This window comes from Azospirillum soli (assembly GCF_017876165.1).
Taxonomy (GTDB): domain Bacteria; phylum Pseudomonadota; class Alphaproteobacteria; order Azospirillales; family Azospirillaceae; genus Azospirillum; species Azospirillum soli.
In genome coordinates, this window is the sequence record NZ_JAGINQ010000007.1 from 1 (window position 1) to 20,036 (window position 20,036).

Genomic DNA, 20,036 nt, shown 5'->3' on the forward strand with positions numbered 1-20,036 from the left:
CCAGATCGCCGTCCGTTTGGCCCGCCGACTGCCAAGATGCCCGTGCTGCCTTCAGGCCTGCCCTCTTCAGAAACCAAACTTATGACACAGTAGTACTAAAAGGCCGCTAATGCACCGTGCCGCCGCCGGCCGGGAGCGCCGCCGCCTGCGCCGCGTCACGCTTTTCGGAGGGGCGGTGAAGCTGGTCGCACAGCGCGCGCCAGTCGGGGGCGCCGCCCAATTGCTGGACCAGCTGGGTGGAAAAAGCGAAGACCGCCAGCTCCAGCGGGCCGTTGTCGGACGCGTGCGCGTTGACGGTCAGGCAGGATTCCGCCGCGCTGACGAAGATGGCAGCGGCCAACGCGGCGCCCGGCCCCGGCGGGGGCAAGGCGACGGCCTTCGGCGCCTGACCGGTGGTGCGCAGGGCCGACAGGTTCTCGACCAGCAGGCGCGTGCGGATGGCGGTGTCGATGGCCGTCGCCATGGTGTAGCCGGCCTCCTGCTCCGCCGCCGACCGCAGCAGGCGCAAGCCCGCGATCAGGCCGTGCGCGACGTCCGAGGGTTCGGCGCGCTTCACGGCCGCCGCGACGGCGGTGCCGAGAATGGCGTTCACGACGGGCGCCATGGTGACGGTCTGTTCGGCCCCCGTGGGGACGCCGGTGGACTCTTCGTGGTTCAGGACCTCGTTCATGCGGCCTCCGAAACGGTGAAACCGTGGACGGCTTGCGGCGTGTCTTCGCCCCGTCGTCGGGGCGCTACTCCGATCTATGGATGGAGGCATTCGCCTTCAAGCGAGCGAAGGCGGCCTCCGGGCACCTCTTTCGGTGCGCCACTTTCCGACCGGCGCCCTCTCGACGGAGCGGCCCGGTATCCCCACATCCGATGCCGAAGGAGACTGCCCCAATGCCCGTGATCAGCCTTATCCTCAACATCCTGTGGGTGTTCACCGGCGGCATCTGGATGGCCGCGGGCTGGTTGCTCGCGGCGCTGGTGATGGTGCTCACCATCGTCGGCATTCCGTGGGCCCGTTCGGCATTCACCATCGCCTGGTACACGCTGCTGCCATTTGGACAAACCGCCGTTCGCCGGGATGAGTTCCGTGGCCGCGAGGATCTCGGCACCGGCGCGCTGGGCACCGTCGGCAACATCCTGTGGTTCGTGTTCGCCGGCTGGTGGCTGGCCATCGGCCATGTGGCGACGGCGATCGGCCTTGCCCTGACCATCATCGGCCTGCCCTTCGCCTGGGCGCACCTGAAGCTGGCCCTGCTGGCGCTGTGGCCCATCGGGACAGAGATCGTCACCACGGACGAGGCGGAGAGCCGGCGGCGGGCGATGTTCGGGCGCGGGGCGTAGACAAGCGCCCCGGCGAGCCTGTCCGCGTATGCAACGGTAACAGCCTTGATCCCGGCCGCGCGCCCGTCACCATTGGTGCGGTGACATCATCATCGCTGCCGGGGGCCTAATCATGCGAACCCATCTTGCGCGCGCCCGTTTTGCCGCCCTTGCCGTTCTGCTGGTCCTGCCGGCCTGCGCCGGGCTGCAACCCGATTACAAGAAGGCGGGCGCGCAGCAACTGAACGGCGCCGAGGTGTCCAGCCTGTTGTCGGGCAAGACGATCAGCCTGTCGAACCCGCGCGGCCGGTCCTACACCAACACCTTCACCCCCGACGGCCGGGTGACGGTTTCCGGTTCCAAGGCAAACCAGAGCGGACGGTGGGCCGTGGTCGGCGACCGCTACTGCCTGACCCTGGACGAAGACCAGCGGCAGCAGTGCATGGACATCTACCGGGTCGGCGACGGGACCTACCAGATGGTCAACGCCGACGGCACCCTGCGCAACACGTTCAGAGTGCAGCAGACCCAGGCGCAATAGGGCTCTTTACACCGGCACCGTCGCCTTCATCTCCTTGAGCATCACCGAGGCCCGCCAGAAGCCGAGTTCGGAGCCGTCCACGAAATGGACGTGCCGGTCGGCGGCGAGATCGCCGACGAGGCAGGTCACCGTCGTCGCCCGCGCCCGCGCGGTGCCGTAGCGGATGCGGCCGGCGTCGGCGTGGGCGCGCAGCAGGGCGTCGATGGCCCCGGCCTCCGCCTCCGTCACGTCCAGCACGAAGCGCGGGCCGCCCGCCGATTTGCGAAAGTCCGACCGCTCCGCCATGCTGCGGCGGTACTGTTCCGGGTCGAAGGCGGGCAGTCTTCGGCCGAGCTTCAGCAGGGTGCTGAGGATTGCGGATTTCGCCAGCGCGGCAAGGACGGTCATGGCACGCCGGCCGCGCGGACGCGTGCGGGCCTCCAGCCGGAGGGACCGCCAGGAGGGCGGCCAGTTCGCCACCAGCCGCTCCCCCATGCCCAGCGGGGCGGCGACGGAGGTCGACACGACGCGCTCGATGTCCGCCTGCACGCGGGCCAGCGTCGCCAAGCCCTCCGCGCCACCGGCCAGCGGATCCACGATGACGCACAGGATGGTGCCGCGTTTCGTGGTCACGGGGTTCCAGCGGCAGGACACGCCTTCCAGGCCGGGAAGCGGGCCAGCTTGCGGGTCGATGCGCCAGCGCGGATCGGCCTTCACCCAGGCGTCGGCGGCCGCGACCCCGCTGCCGAGGAACAGGCCGAAGGCGTTGCCGTTGCCGAAATCATGCAGGGCGGCCAGAACCTCCAGCCCTTCGGCAAGCAAAGCCTCGACGGGGATGAGGCCGACGCGGAGCGGCACATCCATGTCGGTCGCGGACCAGTGGGCGAGCGCCGCCAGCGCCTCGTGCGCGGCCTGGGCACGGCCGGGCGGCACGGCGGCGATGCCGCCGTCGCCGCCGAACTGGCAGGCGGCGGGATCGGGGGCCTCGCGCACCGCCTCCGACAGGACGGCGACCACCGCGGCGGCGACGAAGTTCACGTCGCGGTGGCGCCCCTCGGCGGCGAGCCGCGTGCTGCCCACCACGTCGGCGACCGCCAGCGCCCAGTCCCCGCCCAGCGCGGCGTAGCGGCCGGGATCGGTCGCCTCGGCGGCGAAGTCGTGGATGGACGGGAGGCGCACCTCGAACCCTCCGGCGCAGGGGGATTGGGGTCGAGTTTACGCCGCGCGGGCGCGGGAGCGGAGCGCAAAATAAGGTGCCGCCCCCGAGCCAGGTGGGGGCGGCGCTGCGGCGGTGCCTTCGATATCAAAGCGCTTCGGTGAGGCTTTCCATCAGTTCCTTTTCGCGGTCGAGAGCCGCCAGTTCTTCGCCCATGAAATCGCGCATGGAGACGATGCCGATCACATGGTTGTCTTGGATAATGGGCAGGTGGCGCAGGCCGTTCTGGAACATGTTGCGCAACGCTTCGCGCACACTGGTGTCCGGGCTCACCGTGACCGGGTACGGCGTCATCACCGCCGACAACGGTGTTGCGTCGGGGTCGAGACCGTCGGCGACCACGCGGTCGGTCAGATCGCGTTCGGTGAAGATGCCCTCGATGTGGTCGTCGGCCGATGCCGTCACCACGACGGAGGCCACATGCGCGGCCTTCATCCGGCGCGCGGCCTCCCGCACCGAGGCTCCCGGTGGAAGACTGACGACACGGCGATGGTTCAGAAGTTCCCCGACATTGCGGTGCATCATGGCTGCCCTCCTTCGACAGGCGAGAACGGACCAAACTTCTTGTTTTTGCTTCCTCTTCGCAGGCGCACAATAAAATTCCGCATGCGCTAACAGCATTGGCGCGGAACTTTCCTTGCGGACAGTAAATATTTGAGGTTGGAAAAGGGTACCCCCTTTCATTTTTTCAGACGAGGACTTCGGCCCGAAATCATCGGCATGGTTGCCATGCTGCCGCCACATGCGACAAATCCGCCCAAAACTGGCGGGCCAAGCAGAATTTGGCATGAAAAAGTGGACCCGAATGGCGCAAAACGGGCCGTTAACCATTGCTAAACGAAATGCCCTGAAAAATGTCGGAAATAGGATTTCGGTTAACGGGTCTGTTCGGAAAGGGCGTGTACCGCCATGTCGTGGCTGTCGAAACTGAGCGGACGTGACAAGGGTGGCTCTGCCCCTGCGGCGACGGCCCCGAAGGAGCGCCCGTCGGCGCCGCCGAACATCGTGATCGACCGCCACGAATACGCGCCGGAAGAGTTCGCCATGGGCTCGTTCCGCATCCGGCCCTACGATGGCGACCTGATCGCCAAGCAGCAGTTCGACTTCCGCATCGCGTTCCAGCTGAACGGCGACCCGGTGGAGTTCGCCTGCCACGGCATGGTCGTGAAGATGGACGACAAGGTAGGGCTGGTCGCCCGCTATCAGCCGCCGCAGCCTTTCTACGAGCGCAAGCTGATCGAATATCTGCGCGCCTGGAAGGGGCTGTGAAGATCACACCGTCCTAAGATCGCACCGTCCTAGGTTGGGCCAAGCGCCGGCGCGGTCCGACACACGACCAACAAAAAGGCCCGCCTCCCGAGGGAAGCGGGCCTTTTTCATGCCGGAACCCTGGCGGTCAGTGCGTGCCCTGGCCCAGGAGTTCCTGGGTGTGCAGGGCGATCATCTGCTCCTCGTCGGTCGGGATGACGTAGACGGGGATGCGGCTGCCCGGCGTCGAGATGGTCGAGCGGTTCGCCTCGTTGGCGGCCGGGTCGATCTCCACGCCCAGCCACGCCAGCTTGTCGCCGACGCGCTGGCGCACCGGGGCGGAGCGCTCGCCGATGCCGGCGGTGAAGACCAGCGCGTCGATGCCGCCCATGGAGGCGGACAGGGCGCCGGTTTCCTTGGCGATGCGGAAGCAGAACAGCTCCACCGCCTCGGCCGCGTGCGGATCCACACTCTCCAGCAGGGCACGCATGTCGTTGGACACGCCCGACACGCCGAGCAGGCCCGACTTGTTGTAGAGCAGCTTTTCGATGGCGCCGGCGTCCATGCCCTTCTGGCGCATCAGATAGATCAGCACGCCGGGGTCGATGTTGCCGCAACGGGTGCCCATGGGCAGACCGTCCAGAGCGGTGAAGCCCATGGTGCTGTCCACGCTTCGGCCCGCGTGGATGGCGCACATGCTGGCGCCGCTGCCGAGATGGGCCACGACGACGCGGGCGTCCGCGAGGTTCGGGGCCAGTTCCGGCAGGCGGCGGGCGATGTACTCGTAGGAGAGGCCGTGGAAGCCGTAGCGGCGCACGCCCTCCTCCGTCAGCTCGCGCGGGATGGCGAAGGTCTGCGACTGCCACGGCTGGCCGCGATGGAACGCCGTGTCGAAGCAGGCGACCTGCGGCAGCTCCGGATGCGCCTCGCCCAGCGCGCGGATGGCCGCGAGGTTGTGCGGCTGGTGCAGCGGGGCCAGGGGGACGAAGCTCTCAAGCTCCGCCATGACCTCCGGCGTCAGCAGCACGGGCGCCGAATAGCGCGTGCCGCCGTGCACGACGCGGTGGCCGGCGGCCACCAGCTTCGCGCCCTCCAGATGCTCCTCCACCCAATCGAGCAGGAAGCCGAGAAGGGCCGTGCGGTCGGACGGCTCGGACGCCGTCCAGGCGCGCTCGGCCATCAGGCGCTTCTGGGTGTCCTTGGCCTCGAACTTCGGCTCGGTGCCGATGCCGGAGATCTGGCCGTTGATCACCACCGCCACCTGCTCCTTGCCCGTTTCCCGGAAGACCGAGAATTTCAGGCTGGATGAGCCGGCGTTGATGACCAGGATGGCGTTGCCGCCCTTGGATTTGTCCGTGGACATGGTAAGGGCCCCTTACTCGGCGGCGCTGGCGGCGCCACGGCGGCGGGACGCCGCAGCCAGCGCGCCCACCGCGCAGGAGGCGAGACGCGTGCGCACGTTGTCGGCGCGGCTGGTCAGGATGATCGGAACGCGGGCGCCCAGCACGATGCCGGCGGCATCCGAATTCGCCAGGAAGGACAGCTGCTTGGCCAGCATGTTGCCGGCCTCCAGGTCGGGAACCAGCAGGATGTCGGCCTGACCCGCGACCTCGGAGACGATGCCCTTGGTGCGGGCGGCCTCAAGGCTGATGGCGTTGTCGAAGGCCAGCGGGCCGTCGAGGACGCCGCCCTTGATCTGGCCACGGTCGGCCATCTTGCAGAGCGCCGCCGCCTCAAGGGTGGAGGCGATCTTGGGGTTCACCGTCTCCACCGCCGACAGGATGGCGACCTTCGGCGTCTCGACGCCCAGGACCTTGGCGAGGTCGATGGCGTTCTGGACGATGTCCACCTTGTCTTCCAGCGTCGGGTAGATGTTGATCGCCGCGTCGGTGATCAGCAGCGTGCGCGGGTAGGTCGGCACGTTCATCACGAAGACGTGGGACAGGCGACGGCCGGTGCGCAGGCCGGTTTCCTTGCGGACCACCTCGGCCATCAGCTCGTCGGTGTGCAGCGAGCCCTTCATCACCGCTTCGCACTCGCCGACGCGGGCGAGCTTCACGCCGGTCTCGGCCGAGGCATGGCTGTGCGCCACGTCCACGATGCGGTAGCGGGAGATGTCCAGCCCATAGGTGTCGGCGAGCGACTTGATCTTCGACTCAGGGCCGACCAGCACCGGGTCGATCAGGCCCGCCTCGGCGGCCTCGACGGCGCCCTTCAGCGAGCTTTCGTCGCACGGGTGCACGACGGCGGTCGGGACCGGCGGCAGCGCCTCGCACTTCTTCAGCAGAAGCTCATGCCCATCATGGCGGATGACCTGCACCTGCGGCAGCTCGTGCGCGGCGCGGCGGACCTTCTTGGTCGGCGCGATCACCTCGGCCTGGCCGGAGACGACCTCCTTGCCATCCTGGTTCAGCGCAACGCAGTCGAAGACGACGATGTTCTTGTCGTCGCGCTTCTCCTTGGCGGTCACCGTCACGGTGATGACGTCGCCGAGACCGACCGGGCGCTTGAAGCGCAGATCCTGGCCCATGTAGATCGTGCCCGGACCCGGCAGCAGCGTGCCGAGCACGGCCGAGATCAGCGAGCCCGACCACATGCCGTGGCCGATCACCTTGTGGAACAGGCTGTCCGCCGCATACTCCTCGTCGAGGTGAGCGGGGTTAATGTCGCCCGACACGGTGGCGAACAGCTCGATGTCGGACATGGTCAGACGCCGCGACAGGCTGGCCTGCTGGCCGATCCGGATTTCTTCGAAAGTGACGTTTTCGATCATGGCGCTTGAGCCGTTCTTCCCGAAGTCGATCTTGTCGGAGACGATGGCGGTGTCCATAAAAAGCTCCTAAGTCGGATAGCGGCTCGGAATCCGCATGATCCTTGGCCGAATCCTCCCGGCCGTCGGCTTGTTCGTCGCCGCGGTCCGTTGGTTGGGCGCCCTGCATAGCGCGGCGCCGTGAAACGAATGTGACAGTGTCGGGTCTTTCGCGCAAATATTGCGGTGCAACAGTGTCGCACCCCCACGTTGTCCCATTCGCCCCATCGTCCGGCTCCCGCCGCCAACCCAAGTCCGGCGCGTCGCACATCCTTCGCGATTGCGCCCAATGCCGGTCGACTTTGCCCTTTGGCGGAGGTGCCGTCCGAAGACAGTCATACAGCAGGCCAAGTTTTTGCCGAATGACCTAAATCAAGCGGCATGGAACTCGACTGGCGTTTACTTTTCATTAATAATTTCATACTGCCTCCGTATTGGGGCATTGCGCAGGTGCAGCGCGGCTTGGTCTTTCGCGAATACAGACAAGCCCTGCACCCATCGCAACGCAGCAATGAAGTGCAGCGCACAATGTTATCCCAACAGCGGACAACGGATTCCGTGCTGCGGCAGAGATACGGAAAAGGGGGAGGAGCGGAACGGCGCCTACGCCGACGCGACGGCCGGCTCCGATTCGGGCTCGGGCGGGTTGTGGCGGTCGCCGACCAGCGGCACGGCGATGGAGAAGACCGTCCCCTTGCCCACCGTGGAGCGGACGCCGACCCGGTGGCCCAGAATCTGCGCGGTGCGGCGGACGATGGACAGGCCGAGACCAAGGCCGCGCCCGGCGTCGGGCTGGTCGGCGCCGCAGCGGTAGAAATCCTCGAAGATGCGCTGCTGCTGGTCGGCGGGGATGCCGGGGCCGGTGTCCCACACCTCGATGGCGAGTTGCCCGCCGCGACGGCGGCACCCCAGCAGGATGCGCCCGGACACCGTGTAACGCAGCGCGTTGACCAGCAGGTTGCGCACCATGCGCTCCAACAGCACCGGGTCGCTGTGCACGATGGCGGAGGTCGGCACCATGCGCAGCGACAGCCCCTTGCCGGTCGCCTGATCGGCGATCTCGGTGGCGAGCCGGTCGGCGATCTCCTGGAAGGGGAAGGATTGCGGGCGCGGCTTGACGGTTCCCGACTCCAGCGCCGAGGTGTCGAGCAGGTTGTTGAGCAGCGTGTTGCCGGTGGCCAGCGCCTCGCCCAACTTGACGGCCACCTCCTGCTGCTTGGGGTCGGTCAGCCTAGCCGACAGGATGTGGTGGAACAGGCTCATGGCCTGGAAGGGCTGGCGCAGGTCGTGGCTGGCGGCGGCCAGGAAGCGCGACTTGGCGAGGTTGGCACTTTCCGCCTCGGCGTGCGCCTCGGCCAGCGCCTCGCGGATCAGGACGCCTTCCGTGATGTCGATGGAAGCGCAGATCACGCCGGTGACCACCCCGGTGTCGTCGCGCAACGGCTCCACGATCAGGTCGAAGACCTGCTCGCGCCCGAGTGAGGTGACCCGCACCTCCTGCCGGCTGCCGATGCCGGTTTCCAGCACTGGGCGCTTGGCCGCGTCGAGCTTGGCCGCGTCCTCCGGCGAATAGAGGTCGGCGTGGGTGCGGCCGATGTAGACCTCCGCCGGGCGCGGGGTCTGGGGGTTGTACATCCAGATGTAGCGCAGGTTGCGGTCCTGGCTGAACACCGCCACCCGCGAATGGCGCAGCGCCAGCCGAAACCGCTCCTCGCTTTCCCGCAGCGCACGGGCCATGGCGGCGCGGGCCCGCGCCTCGGTCTGCAGCAGGCGCTTGGCCTGGGCCTCGCGCCGGGTGTAGCCGGCGAGCCCCAGCGTCAGCAAAATTCCCATCGCCAGCACCGCCAAGGCCGCGTAGTCGGTGCGGGCGATCAGTGGGGCCGGCGGCACCGCCAGCACCACCTGCCAGCGCAGCCCGCCGACATCCAGGTCATGCCGAAAGGTCTTGACGCCCGTGAGAACCGATTCCGCGGGGGACGGCGGACGCACCACCGCGCCGCCTTCGGACCAGGCCGACAGGACCCGCTTTCCTTCCGGCGCCACCGTATCCAGCACATACACGTCGCCGTGCGCCGGCCGCACCCGATCCACCGCTTCCTTCAGCAGTTGATCGACGCCGAACACCGCCCACAGAAAGCCGGCCATTTCCGCGCATCGCTGCGCCGGGTCGTCGCGTTCGGCGCCGCGCCGATAGACCGGCAGGTACAGGATGAAGCCACGGCCGAGCCCTTCCCGCCCCGGCGGGGTCAGCGCGTCGGCCGCGACCATCGCGCCGGTCGCGCAGGATTTGCCCAGGACCGGCACCCGGTCGGGCACCGAGGCGATGTTGATGCCGAAGCCGAAGGAGGCCCGCTCCACCGGTTCCAGCAGGACGTTGACGAACAGATCCTCCCCCGGAGCCATGGCGGAGGGCGGCGGCCCGGCGACGTTGCGCACGGCGAAGTCGAGAAGGCCGGCCAGACGCATCTCCACCTCAAGCCCCGGCGCCTCGACCGCCGTGACGCGGCGCGCCCAGCCGACCGCCCGCAGGCTGGGGAACAGGGGGAGCATCGGCCGGGTCGCGTCGGCGAAGCCTTCACGGCTGACCGGCATCGTCCCGGAAAAGGGCGAGCGCATCGCGCGCAGCAGCAGGGCGTGGCTGTCGATCCGCTCCTTCAGGGCATCGTGCAGCTGGATCGCCTGCCGTTCCAGAAGCGCGCCTTCGACCTCCCGGCTGGCCTGGCGCATCTGAACGAAGGCGCCGGCGGACAGCGCCAGACCGGCGGCCACCAGAACCGGAACCGCCAGAGAACCGCCTTTTCTTTGCTTGGCCCAGAACGCCATACCAATCCACCGGGGAATGCCACCCCAGAATTATACAAACCGTTGAATAAATCGAAAAGGGGAAAGCCACCCCCTCTTCCGATTGGAATACAAAGCGCAAAAGCAGGTTAGGGTCTCTGCATTCCTTTCCTAAAGGTAAATTTTTGTCGATTCCTTCATGTCAATTCGGAAACACCCATGAATGCATCGTCATCCTGGACGGTTGATCCGATTCATTTGATTACTCAGGATTTCAGGCGTTCGCGGCCGAGCAGGCGGGCGACGGCGGCGCGCAACGCCAGCGGCGCCACCGGCTTGTGCAGCAGCGGATAGCCGGACAGCCGCGCCTCGCGCAGCCGCATGGGATCGGTGTCGCCGGTCAGGATCAGGCCCGGCAGATCGGCGTTCAGCGCCTTGGCGATCTGCCGGATGGCGACGATTCCGTTGGCTGCGCCCTTCAGCCGCAGGTCGGAAATCACCAGATCGGGCGCTTGCGGGGATGGGCCGAGCCGGTCGAGCGCCGCGTCGTAGGACTCCGCCCCGATCACCGCGCAGCCCCATTGGCCGAGCAGCGCGCCCAGCGCGTCGAGCACCATCGGGTCGTCCTCAATCACCAGCACGCGGGCGAGGCTGACGTCCGGATTCCGCTCCGGCGCGCCGGAGTCCTGGGCGGGAAAGGCGGAGGGATCGTCCTCGCTCTCGTCCGCCTGCGGGACCACCACGGCGAACATGGTGCCGCGCCCTTCCACCCAATCCACCTCCAACCGATGGCCGAGCCGCCGCGCCAGCCCGCGCGCCAGCCGAAGCCCGAGGTCGAGCGGGCCATCCCCGTCGGGGCGCTGCAATTCCTCGCGCAAGGCGCGCAGTTGCTCGGGCGGCAGGACGCGGCCGGTGTCCCACAGTTCGATGCGCAGGTCGCCGCCGCGCCGCCGCCCCCCGATCACGATCCGCCCCCGCACGGTGCGGCGCAGGGCGTCCGCGACGAAACCCTGAAGGATGCGCTCCAGCAGCGTGGGGTCGGTGCGCACGCGGACCGAGCAGGGCATCACTGAAAAGCGCAGCCCCTGCGCGTCGAAACGGGGGGCGGCGTCCAGCGCCAGCCGCATCAGGATGCCGTTGAGCACGGGCGAGCCGACGTCCGGCTGCATCAGGCCGGCCTGCAACCGTACGAGATCGAAATGGCCGTCCACCATGCCCTTCATGGATTGGATGGCGTTGCCCATGGAGGCGAGCAGGTCGCGGGTCACCGGGTCGCTGCCGACCCCGCCGGCCCGGCCATCCATGTTTCGACCTTCCGTGATCCGCCCTTCCAGGGCGCCCAGCAGCAGCGACAGCGCGGCCAGGGGCTGGCGCAGGTCGTGGCTGGCGGCGGCAAACAGGCGGCCGGACAGGTCGGCGCCCATCCGGCTGTTCTCGGGCGGGCTGTTCTCGGGCGGGCCGCTCGCAGGCCTGGCACCCACGCGGCGCAGGAAACCGCCGCCGGACAGCGGCAGGTCCGTCACCGCACGATCGGCGAACAGCGGCGCCAGCGCGTCGGACGGCGCGCCGTTCGCCAGCCGTCCGGCGGCGCCGGGCAGGGCTGCCGCCGCCTCGTCCCAGGCGGCAAGCCGGCCTTGGGAGTCGAAGACCAGCGTCGCGCCGCCCTCATGGCCGCCCATTTGCGGCCCTCCGTGAGTGCTCGTTCCCTCGGACATCGTGTGCCGCGCATCCCCCGGTATGCTCGGTTCCTCATGCACAGGCTACGGGTCTTTGGGGCGGGATCAAGCCGGCCATTGGACAGAGACCGGACAGAGCCCCGGGAGACGCCGCGCCGAGATCAGGCCGCCGTCAGCATTCCATAAAGTTTTACGCAAAGGCAATGAAGATTTGAGGAGAGCCGGATACCGCTCGGACACGGCACGCCAAGTAACCGGCACAATCGCGACAAATCATTTATTGATTGTTAGTGATTGTTTTTGGATTCTGACGGCATGGCCGCCGGACTCCTCGCCCCTCCCCCGATTCAAACGCCGGACGCGTCCAGTCCGGGCGAGACGGCGCTTCTCGCCACGACTCTTCTCGCCAGCCTGCCCGACGCGGTCGTTTCTCTGGCGGCGGTGCGGTCCGGAAACGGAGCGGTGACGGATTTCGAGTGGCAAACGGCCAATCCGGCGGCGCTGCGGATGTTCGGCGGGCGGCTGGCCGGACGGCGGTTGCGCGGCGACGGCGCCAACGGCGGCTGCGTCGGCCTGTTCGCCTGCCTGATGGAGTGCATGACGAGCGGCCGGAGCGTGCAGCGCGTGCTGACGGTGGGGAATTCCCGCTGGCGCATCGCGGCTGGACCCTCGGCAAACGGAGTCGGCGCCACCATCATCGACCTCGGCCCCGAAAAGACGGAGGGCGGCTCGCCCGCCGCGCTGATCGCGGAGCTGCGCGCCCGCGAGACCGAAGCCCGCGCCGCCCGCCGCGAGGCGGAGCGCGCCAGCCGCGCCAAGAGCGAATTCCTCGCCCACATGAGCCACGAGCTGCGCACGCCGCTGAACGCGGTGCTGGGCTTCGCGGAACTGTTGCTGGACGAGACCTTCGGGCCGCTCGGCTCCGCCCGCTACCGCGCCTATGCCGAGGACATCCACCAGAGCGGGGCGCATCTGCTGGCGCTGATCAACGACATCCTCGACCTGTCGCGCATCGAGGCCGGGCGGATGGAGCTGCGGGAGGAAGGCGTCGACGTGGCGGAGACCGCGCGCCAGACCACGGCCATGGTCGCCGAACAGGCGATCGAGCGCGGCGTGATCCTGGCTTCCGATCTGTCCGACGACATGCCGCTGCTGCTCGGCGACTCCCGCGCGCTGAAGCAGATGCTGCTGAACCTGCTGTCCAACGCGATCAAGTTCACGCCCGCCGGGGGGCAGGTGCTGCTGACCGCCAGCCAGTTGCCCGACGGCGGCATCGGCCTGATGGTCGCGGACACCGGCGTCGGCATCGCCGAGGAAAACATCGCCCGCGTGCTGGAGCCGTTCGGGCGCGGCGACATCGCCACCGCCCGCCAGTCGGAGGGCACCGGCCTCGGTCTGCCCATCGTGAAGCGGCTGATGGAGTTGCACGGCGGCCGGCTGGATCTGGCAAGCGAGCCCGGCGTCGGCACCACCGCCATCCTGATCTTCCCGGCCGAGCGCGGCATCCCCCGCACCGCCATCGCACCCTTCCCGCAGCAGGCCAGACCGGAGCAACGGCAGCGGCGGTGACGCGCGGTTGCCGAATGGCCGTCCCTGAAATGCCATCCCTGAATTGCCTCTTGGCGCGGAGGCGGAGGCGGTTCATGGTGGCCGCTTCGTTCATGAAGCGTTCCGATCAGAATGACCGACGATCTTCCCTCAGAACTCAACATCGGCGGCGCCCCACCGATCTTTCGCGGCGTGCGGCGGGCGCTCGCCGCGCGCGGTTTTGCCAGCATGGTGGAATTCCGCCTCGCCTGCGGCCGGCGCGCCGATGTGCTGGCAATGGACGAGGCCGGCACCATCGTCATCGTCGAGGTGAAGAGCGGGGTCGCCGACTTCCGCTCCGACCAGAAATGGCCGGAGTATCGGGACTGGTGCGACGCCTTCTACTTCGCCGTGGACGACGCCTTCCCGACCGAACTGATCCCCGAGGACTGCGGCCTGATGGTCGCCGACGCCTATGGCGCGGAGGTGCTGCGCGAAGCGCCGGAGTGCAAGTTGGCTCCAGCCCGGCGCAAGACGCTGATCCTGCGCGCAGCCCTGACCGGAGCCGGGCGGCTGCACCGCCTTGAAGACCCCGCCTTCACGCAAAGCGACACTCCGGTATGAATTGAAGGCGTGCGACCGAACGCCCGTGGACAGGACGCCAGGGACCGGTATAGCCGATGCCGTGATGACGGAATCGACGAGGGCGAGATTGTGACCGACGAGCTTCCGCCGCTGCACATCCTGCTGGCCGAGGACGAGCCGGTAAGCCAGCGGGTCGCCGCGATGCTGCTGGGCCGCGCCGGGCACGCGGTGACCGTGGTCGGCGATGGCCGCGCCGCGCTGGAGGCGGTGCGGGGCGAGCGCTTCGACCTCGTGCTGATGGACCTGCGCATGCCGGAGATGGACGGGGCCGAGGCGGCGCGGCGCATCCGCGCCCTGCCCGACCGAGCGCGCGTGCGCATCGTCATGCTGACCGCCAGCGCCATCCCCGAGGACCGTGACCTCTGCCATGCCGCCGGGGCCGACGCGGTGGTGGAAAAACCCTTGCGGCTCGACACTCTGCAACCGGTGCTGGAGCGGCTGTTCGCCATCGACGGGCCACTCCTGCAGCGGGAACCGGCCGGGACGGCCCCGCCGGACTTCAATCTGGACGCCATCCGGCAGATGCGCGAACACCTGCCGGCCGAGCGCGTTTCCGCCCTGATCGGCGGCACGGTCGCCACGTTGCGCCAATACCAAGCCGCCTTGGCCGACGCCTGGGCGGCCGGCGACAGCGTAACGGTCGGCTCCATGGCGCACAAGATCGCCGGGGTGGCGGGGATCTACGGCTGCATGGCCCTGCGCGCCGCCGCGCAAGAGTTGGAGCGGGCGGTCGAGACGGGCGACGGCGACGCGGCGGCCCTGCGCCGGCAACTGGACGACGCCTTCACCCCGGCGCTTGCCATGCTGGAGACGCAGCGCGCCGGCCTCGCCGGAGCGTAGCGCCACTCAACACGCGCCGAGCGGGCCTCCCTTTTCCCTCGAATCCTTTTGAAACGTTTGACCCCGAAAAATATGGGTCGCAACGCCCGCGCTGTATGGATATGTACGGATGAGGAACAAGGCCACGAGCCTGAGGGAAGAGGGTTTTGGGGATGAAGATCAACGGCCGGACGGTGCTCGTCTGCGATTGCGCCCACACGATGGCGCTCGACGGGAAGGCGCTGGCTCACGCTTGCGGGGCTGAAGGCGACGCCGGAGTGGCGACCCAGCTGTGCCGCAGCCAGCTGGAACGGTTCGAGGCGCGGGTGAAGGGCGCCGCCTCCCCCCTGCTGGTCGCCTGCACGCAGGAAGCCCCCCTGTTCGCCGAGGTCGCCGGTGAGGACAACCCGGACCTCCCCCTCTCCTTCACCAACATCCGCGAGCGCGCCGGCTGGTCGGCGGAGGGCGACAAGGCCCTGTCGAAGATCGCCGCCTTGCTGGCCGAAGCGGCGATGGACATTCCGCCGACCGGGACCATCACCCTGAAATCCGAAGGCGTCTGCCTCGTCTACGGCACCGACGAGCGGGCCATCGAGGCAGCCAAGCAGCTGTCCTCCAGCCTGGACGTCACGGTCCTGCTGAAGAACCCCAAGGACGTCGCCCCGCCGCGCGTCATGGACGTGCCGGTGTTCAAGGGCACGCTGCGCGCCGTGAAGGGCTGGCTCGGCAACTTCGAGGTCGTGGTGGACGACTACGCCCCGGCCAACCCGGCTTCCCGCGCGGTGTTGCAGTTCGAGCCGGCGCGTCAGGGGGCCTCGTCGCGGTGCGACGTGATCGTGGACCTGACCGGCGGCACACCGCTCTTCCCGGCCCACGGCAAGCGCGACGGCTATCTGCGCCCCGATCCCGACAGCCCGGCCCAGGTCGCCAAGGCGCTGTTCGAGGCCGCCGATCTGGTCGGCGAATTCGAGAAGCCGCGCTACGTCGATTTCAAGGCCGACCTCTGCGCCCATTCGCGCAGCCGCAAGACCGGCTGCACCCGTTGCCTGGACGTCTGCCCGACCGGCGCGATCACGCCGAACGGCGACCATGTGGCGATCGACCCGCACATCTGCGCCGGCTGCGGTTCCTGCGCGGCGGTCTGCCCGACCGGGGCCAGCACCTACGCCCTGCCGCCCATGCAGACGGTGTACGAGCGGCTGCGCACGCTGATGTCCGCCTATGCAAAGGCGGGCGGGACGGAGGCGGTCCTGCTGGTCCACGACCCGCGCCACGGCGACGAGGTCATCTCGCTGATGGCGCGGCACGGGCGCGGCTTGCCGGCCCGCGTGCTGCCCTTCGCGGTGAACGAGGTGACACAGCTGGGCTTCGACTTCTTCGCGGTCGCCTTGGCCTATGGCGCGACGCAGGTGCGCGTGCTGACCGGGCCGGGCAACGCGGGCGAGACGGCGGGGCTGGCGAGCCAGATCGGGCTGGCGGAGACGGCTCTGTCGGGCCTCGGCTACGGGTCGGGGCGCGTGTCGATCATCGAAGCGATGGACCCGGAGGCGGTCGAGGCGGAGTTGTGGGGGCTGCCCCGTCAGGCTGGGCCGGCGGCGGGCATGTTCCTGCCGATGGGCGGCAAGCGCACGGTGACCATGCTGGCGCTGCGGCACCTGCACAAGGTCGCGCCGCAGCCGGTGGAGGTCCTGCCGCTGGCGCCGGGCGCGCCGTTCGGCCGGCTTCAGGTGAATGTCGAGGGCTGCACGCTCTGCCTGTCCTGCGTCGGCGCCTGCCCGACCGGCGCCCTGCTGGACAACGCCGACAAGCCGATGCTGTCCTTCTCCCAGGACGCCTGCGTGCAGTGCGGCCTGTGCAAGAACACCTGCCCGGAGAAGGTCATCGCCCTGGTGCCGGAGATCGACTTCCGCGACAGCGCGCGCGGCGCCAAGGTCATCAAGGAGGAGGAACCCTTCTGCTGCGTGAAGTGCGGCAAGCCCTTCGCCACCAAGTCCTCCATCGAGAAGATCGTGGCGGCGCTGGCCGGCAAGCACGCGATGTTCGCCACGCCGGAGGCGGCCAACCGCATGCGCATGTGCGGCGACTGCCGCGTGGTGGACCAGTTCGAGCAGGGCGACGCCCCCTTCGCGCTGGGCGCCCCGCGCGTGCCGCGTACGACCGACGACGACCTGCGCGACCGCGAGCTGGCGCGGGCGGCGCAGGCGGGTGGCGGCCAAGGCAATGGCGGCCGGGATCCGGACGACACGGGCAGCCGTCACTGACGTTCGATGTCGGAGGCGCGATGCGGGAGGCTTGATCGCCGTCAAGCCACGGCTTGGCGGCCTGTGTTCTCCTGATGGTGATGATCAAAGGGGCGCATTTTTCGTTCCAAGGTCCTATATTCGTTCGACGGACGAAGCGTCATGATCGCGGGTCCGAGCCAGAACGAACCGGATCCCCAGGGGGAGGAGCCAGACGATGACGACCGTGCCGCCGACCGCGCCAGAGGCGACGTCCACAGCGCCTCTCGTCGATCCGTTCGGACGGACGGTGAACTACCTGCGCGTCTCGGTGACCGACCGCTGCGACCTTCGCTGCGTCTACTGCATGGCGGAGGACATGAGCTTCCTGCCCAAGGCGGAGGTTCTGACGTTGGAGGAGATCGACCGCGTCTGCTCCGCCTTCGTGAAGCTGGGCACCCGCAAGCTGCGCCTGACCGGCGGCGAACCGCTGGTGCGCAAGGGTATCCGTGAGCTGATCCACAGCCTGGGCCGCCACGTGAAGGCCGGCGACCTGGACGAGCTGACGCTGACCACCAACGGCACCATGCTGTTCAAGTATGCGGGCGATCTGGTGGAGGCCGGCGTCAAGCGCATCAACGTGTCGCTGGACACGCTCGACCCGCACAAGTTCCAGGCCATCACCCGCTGGGGCCGGCTGGACAAGGTGCTGGGCGGCATGCAGGCGGCCAAGGAGGCTGGCCTCAAGATCAAGGTCAACTGCGTCGCGCTGAAAGGCGTGAACGACGACGAACACCACCGGCTGGTCGAATGGTGCGGCGAGCAGGGCTTCGACCTCACCTTCATCGAGGTCATGCCGATGGGCGAGATCGGCGACAGCGCGCGACTCGACCAGTATCTGCCGCTGTCGATGGTGCGGGCGGAGCTTGCCAAGCGCTGGACGCTGGAGGAGATCGACTACCGCACCGGCGGGCCGGCGCGCTATGTGCGCGTGGCCGAAACCGGGCACCGCGTCGGCTTCATCACGCCGCTGACCCACAATTTCTGCGAAAGCTGCAACCGCGTGCGGCTGACCTGCACCGGCATGCTCTACATGTGCCTGGGCCAGGAGGACTCCGCCGACCTGCGCACCCCGCTGCGCCTCAGCGACGACAACGAGCTGCTGGTGCAGGCGGTGCGCGAGGCCATCGCGCGCAAGCCCAAGGGCCACGACTTCATCATCGACCGCCGCCACAAGGCCCCGGCCGTCCCCCGGCACATGAGCGTGACCGGCGGGTGAGATTGCTAATCTCCCTCTCCCGCCGGGGGCGGGAGAGGGAGATTAGCCGCTATGACCGCACCGGGCTTCTTAAGACCGCTGTCCTGCGCTATGGTCCTGTCGTCATGACCGAGACCTCCGCCAAGACGCCCGTCGATCCGTCGCCCGATCCGCTGGCCCCGCTCCCGCCGGCCCGGAATCCGGAAGACCTGCGCATTTCCTTCTGCTGCGCCGACACCGAGGAGGCGCGCCGGGCGCGCACGCGGCTGGTGCATCGCTACGGCAACGTGGCGTTGGAGGACGCCGACATCGTCGTGGCGCTGGGCGGCGACGGGTTCCTGCTGGAAACCCTGCACCGGGCGCTGCGGCGCGACGGGAAGAACCCGCCGCCGGTCTACGGCATGAACCGGGGATCGGTCGGCTTCCTGCTGAACGCCTTCAAGGAGGACGACCTGCCGGAGCGGCTGGCGACCGCCCAGCGCGTGACCCTGCACCCCTTGCGCATGCTGGCGACCCGCACGAACGGCGAGCGGGTGGAGGCGTTGGGCATCAACGAGGTGTCGCTGCTGCGCGAGACGCGGCAGGCGGCCAAGCTGCGCATCACCGTGGACGGGGTCGTCCGCCTGCCGGAACTGATCTGCGACGGCGTTCTGGTGGCGACGCCGGCGGGCAGCACCGCCTACAATCTGTCGGCTCACGGTCCCATCGTGCCGCTGGGGGCCGGCGTGCTGGCCCTGACGCCGATCAGCGCCTTCCGGCCCCGGCGCTGGCGCGGCGCGCTGCTGCCGCACACCGCCAAGATCACCTTCGACATTCTGGAGGAGGTCAAGCGCCCAGTGAGCGCCGTCGCCGATTCCACCGAGGTCCGCGAGGCCATCCGCGTGGACGTGCAGGAGGCGCGCGACGTCTTCCTGACGCTGCTGTTCGACCCGGAGCTGAATTTCGAGGAGCGGATCCTGAAGGAGCAGTTCACGCCGTAGGGCGGCTGCTCCCCTACTCCGCCGCGCGGCGGGCGGTCTGAACTTCGGCGTGGGCGCAGATGCGGCGGATCAGGGCGCCCAGATGCTGTTGCAGGCGGGCGAAGCCCTCGTGCCGCTCCAGCGTTTCCTCGTTCATGTAAAGGCGCCGGTTGATCTCCAGTTGGATCGAATGGCGGCCGCGCGCCGGGTTGGCGTAGCGGGACAGCAACTCCACCCCCTTGTAGGGGTCGTTCACCGCCACCGAATAGCCGAAGCCCTGCAACACATCGACGACCAGGGCGACGAAGCCGGGCTCGCTGGTGGTGCCGTCGCGGTCGCCGATGACGAAGTCCACCCCCATGTTCCGGCCCATGGATCTGGATGAAGCCGGGCTGACAGTGGAGGGCATGGAGTGGCAGTTGACGTGCCACACCGCGCCGAAGCGCGCGGCCAGACCGTCGAGGACGCTGGCGACCTGGAAATGGTAGGGACGGTAATAGCGGTCGATCCGCTCCGACACCTCGGCCACGCTCAGCTTGCCATCGTAGAGCGGCAGGCCCGGCCGGCACATGGTGCGGATCAGGCCCATGCCCAGGGCGCTCTTTTCCGTGGGATTCAGCGGCTCCGGCCAGTGGCCGTCCAGCAGGGTCGGGTCGATGTCGTCGATGGCGCGGTTGGCGTCGATGTAGCTGCGCGGGAACAAGGCGCAGAGCAGCGTCGCGCCATGCTCCGGCGCCTGGGCGAACAGCTCCTCCACATAAGTGTCCTCGGCCTGCCGCAGGGTGGCCAGCGGGCAGGTGAAGGCGAAATCGCGCGGGTAGGACACGCCGCTGTGGGGGGAGTCGAACAGCACCGGCAGGCGGCGGCCGATCGGATCGTTGCGGACGAGCACGTCCTCGATCACGAAGCTCATGGCTGACCCCGGTGTTCCAGATGCCCCGACGCGTGGATGGCGCCACGGCTCTTTCATCCAAAAGGATGACCACTTACCGCCACGCACAGAATTCGGATATAGACGAAGGATCGGCGAGCGTCGACCAAAAACCGT

17 protein-coding genes are annotated in these 20,036 nt (G+C 68.5%); 9 read left to right on the forward strand and 8 right to left on the reverse strand.

All coding sequences use genetic code 11. The features are described 5' to 3' along the window. Positions 1-106 precede the first annotated feature (106 nt). Positions 107-670 carry a hypothetical protein gene (locus J2852_RS12660; protein WP_209875914.1) on the reverse strand — a complete coding sequence of 188 codons (564 nt, stop codon included), beginning with the start codon at positions 668-670 and terminating at the stop codon, positions 107-109. Between the two features lie 212 nt (positions 671-882). Here J2852_RS12660 and J2852_RS12665 point away from each other — a divergent pair, with 212 nt between their 5' ends. Together J2852_RS12665 and J2852_RS12670 are read left to right on the forward strand one after the other, a co-directional pair. Continuing rightward, positions 883-1,332, forward strand: a complete 450-nt coding sequence (locus J2852_RS12665) for a YccF domain-containing protein (protein WP_209875916.1) — start codon at positions 883-885, stop codon at positions 1,330-1,332. 112 nt (positions 1,333-1,444) lie between these two features. Further along, positions 1,445-1,852: a hypothetical protein gene (locus J2852_RS12670; RefSeq protein ID WP_209875918.1), complete on the forward strand. Its 408-nt coding sequence runs from the start codon at positions 1,445-1,447 to the stop codon at positions 1,850-1,852. Positions 1,853-1,858: 6 nt separating this feature from the next. On the opposite strand, the gene J2852_RS12675 is transcribed toward J2852_RS12670, so the two are convergent. Together J2852_RS12675 and J2852_RS12680 are read right to left on the reverse strand one after the other, a co-directional pair. Further along, a complete protein-coding gene (locus J2852_RS12675; protein WP_209875920.1) occupies positions 1,859-3,010 on the reverse strand; it encodes a DUF3095 family protein in 1,152 nt (383 codons plus the stop codon). A gap of 124 nt (positions 3,011-3,134) precedes the next feature. Beyond that, a complete protein-coding gene (locus J2852_RS12680) occupies positions 3,135-3,791 on the reverse strand; it encodes a CBS domain-containing protein (protein ID WP_209875928.1) in 657 nt (218 codons plus the stop codon). A gap of 165 nt (positions 3,792-3,956) precedes the next feature. Here J2852_RS12680 and J2852_RS12685 point away from each other — a divergent pair, with 165 nt between their 5' ends. Then, positions 3,957-4,316: a hypothetical protein gene (locus J2852_RS12685; protein WP_209875930.1), complete on the forward strand. Its 360-nt coding sequence runs from the start codon at positions 3,957-3,959 to the stop codon at positions 4,314-4,316. Positions 4,317-4,443: 127 nt separating this feature from the next. Here J2852_RS12685 and J2852_RS12690 read toward each other — a convergent pair whose 3' ends face one another. The 4 genes from J2852_RS12690 to J2852_RS12705 form a co-directional block, all read right to left on the reverse strand. Beyond that, positions 4,444-5,658, reverse strand: coding sequence for an acetate/propionate family kinase (locus J2852_RS12690; RefSeq protein ID WP_209875932.1), 1,215 nt, complete (start codon positions 5,656-5,658; stop codon positions 4,444-4,446). Between the two features lie 12 nt (positions 5,659-5,670). Beyond that, positions 5,671-7,068, reverse strand: a complete 1,398-nt coding sequence (locus tag J2852_RS12695; RefSeq protein WP_209876455.1) for a bifunctional enoyl-CoA hydratase/phosphate acetyltransferase — start codon at positions 7,066-7,068, stop codon at positions 5,671-5,673. Between the two features lie 639 nt (positions 7,069-7,707). After that, complete coding sequence (locus J2852_RS12700; RefSeq protein WP_209875934.1) at positions 7,708-9,927, reverse strand: sensor histidine kinase; 2,220 nt, start codon at positions 9,925-9,927, stop codon at positions 7,708-7,710. A 224-nt stretch (positions 9,928-10,151) separates the two neighbouring features. Next, complete coding sequence (locus J2852_RS12705) at positions 10,152-11,564, reverse strand: ATP-binding response regulator (RefSeq protein ID WP_209875936.1); 1,413 nt, start codon at positions 11,562-11,564, stop codon at positions 10,152-10,154. 312 nt (positions 11,565-11,876) lie between these two features. Here J2852_RS12705 and J2852_RS12710 point away from each other — a divergent pair, with 312 nt between their 5' ends. The 6 genes from J2852_RS12710 to J2852_RS12735 all read left to right on the forward strand — a co-directional run bounded on the left by J2852_RS12710 (position 11,877) and on the right by J2852_RS12735 (position 19,009). Next, entirely contained in the window at positions 11,877-13,130 is a 1,254-nt protein-coding gene (locus tag J2852_RS12710; protein ID WP_209875938.1) for a sensor histidine kinase, read from the forward strand. A 111-nt stretch (positions 13,131-13,241) separates the two neighbouring features. Continuing rightward, positions 13,242-13,712 carry an MmcB family DNA repair protein gene (locus tag J2852_RS12715; RefSeq protein WP_209875940.1) on the forward strand — a complete coding sequence of 157 codons (471 nt, stop codon included), beginning with the start codon at positions 13,242-13,244 and terminating at the stop codon, positions 13,710-13,712. Positions 13,713-13,802: 90 nt separating this feature from the next. Further along, complete coding sequence (locus J2852_RS12720; RefSeq protein WP_343206731.1) at positions 13,803-14,573, forward strand: response regulator; 771 nt, start codon at positions 13,803-13,805, stop codon at positions 14,571-14,573. A gap of 152 nt (positions 14,574-14,725) precedes the next feature. Further along, positions 14,726-16,813 (forward strand): 4Fe-4S binding protein, encoded by a 2,088-nt coding sequence (locus J2852_RS12725; protein WP_209875942.1) that lies wholly within the window; start codon positions 14,726-14,728, stop codon positions 16,811-16,813. Between the two features lie 196 nt (positions 16,814-17,009). After that, on the forward strand, positions 17,010-18,050 hold the full coding sequence (moaA, locus tag J2852_RS12730; protein WP_209875944.1) for a GTP 3',8-cyclase MoaA: 1,041 nt from the start codon (positions 17,010-17,012) through the stop codon (positions 18,048-18,050). A gap of 104 nt (positions 18,051-18,154) precedes the next feature. Beyond that, on the forward strand, positions 18,155-19,009 hold the full coding sequence (locus tag J2852_RS12735) for an NAD kinase (protein WP_209875946.1): 855 nt from the start codon (positions 18,155-18,157) through the stop codon (positions 19,007-19,009). Between the two features lie 13 nt (positions 19,010-19,022). Here the strand turns inward: J2852_RS12735 and J2852_RS12740 are convergent, their stop codons facing one another. Beyond that, positions 19,023-19,901 carry an N-formylglutamate amidohydrolase gene (locus J2852_RS12740; RefSeq protein ID WP_209875948.1) on the reverse strand — a complete coding sequence of 293 codons (879 nt, stop codon included), beginning with the start codon at positions 19,899-19,901 and terminating at the stop codon, positions 19,023-19,025. Between the last annotated feature and the right edge of the window lie 135 nt (positions 19,902-20,036).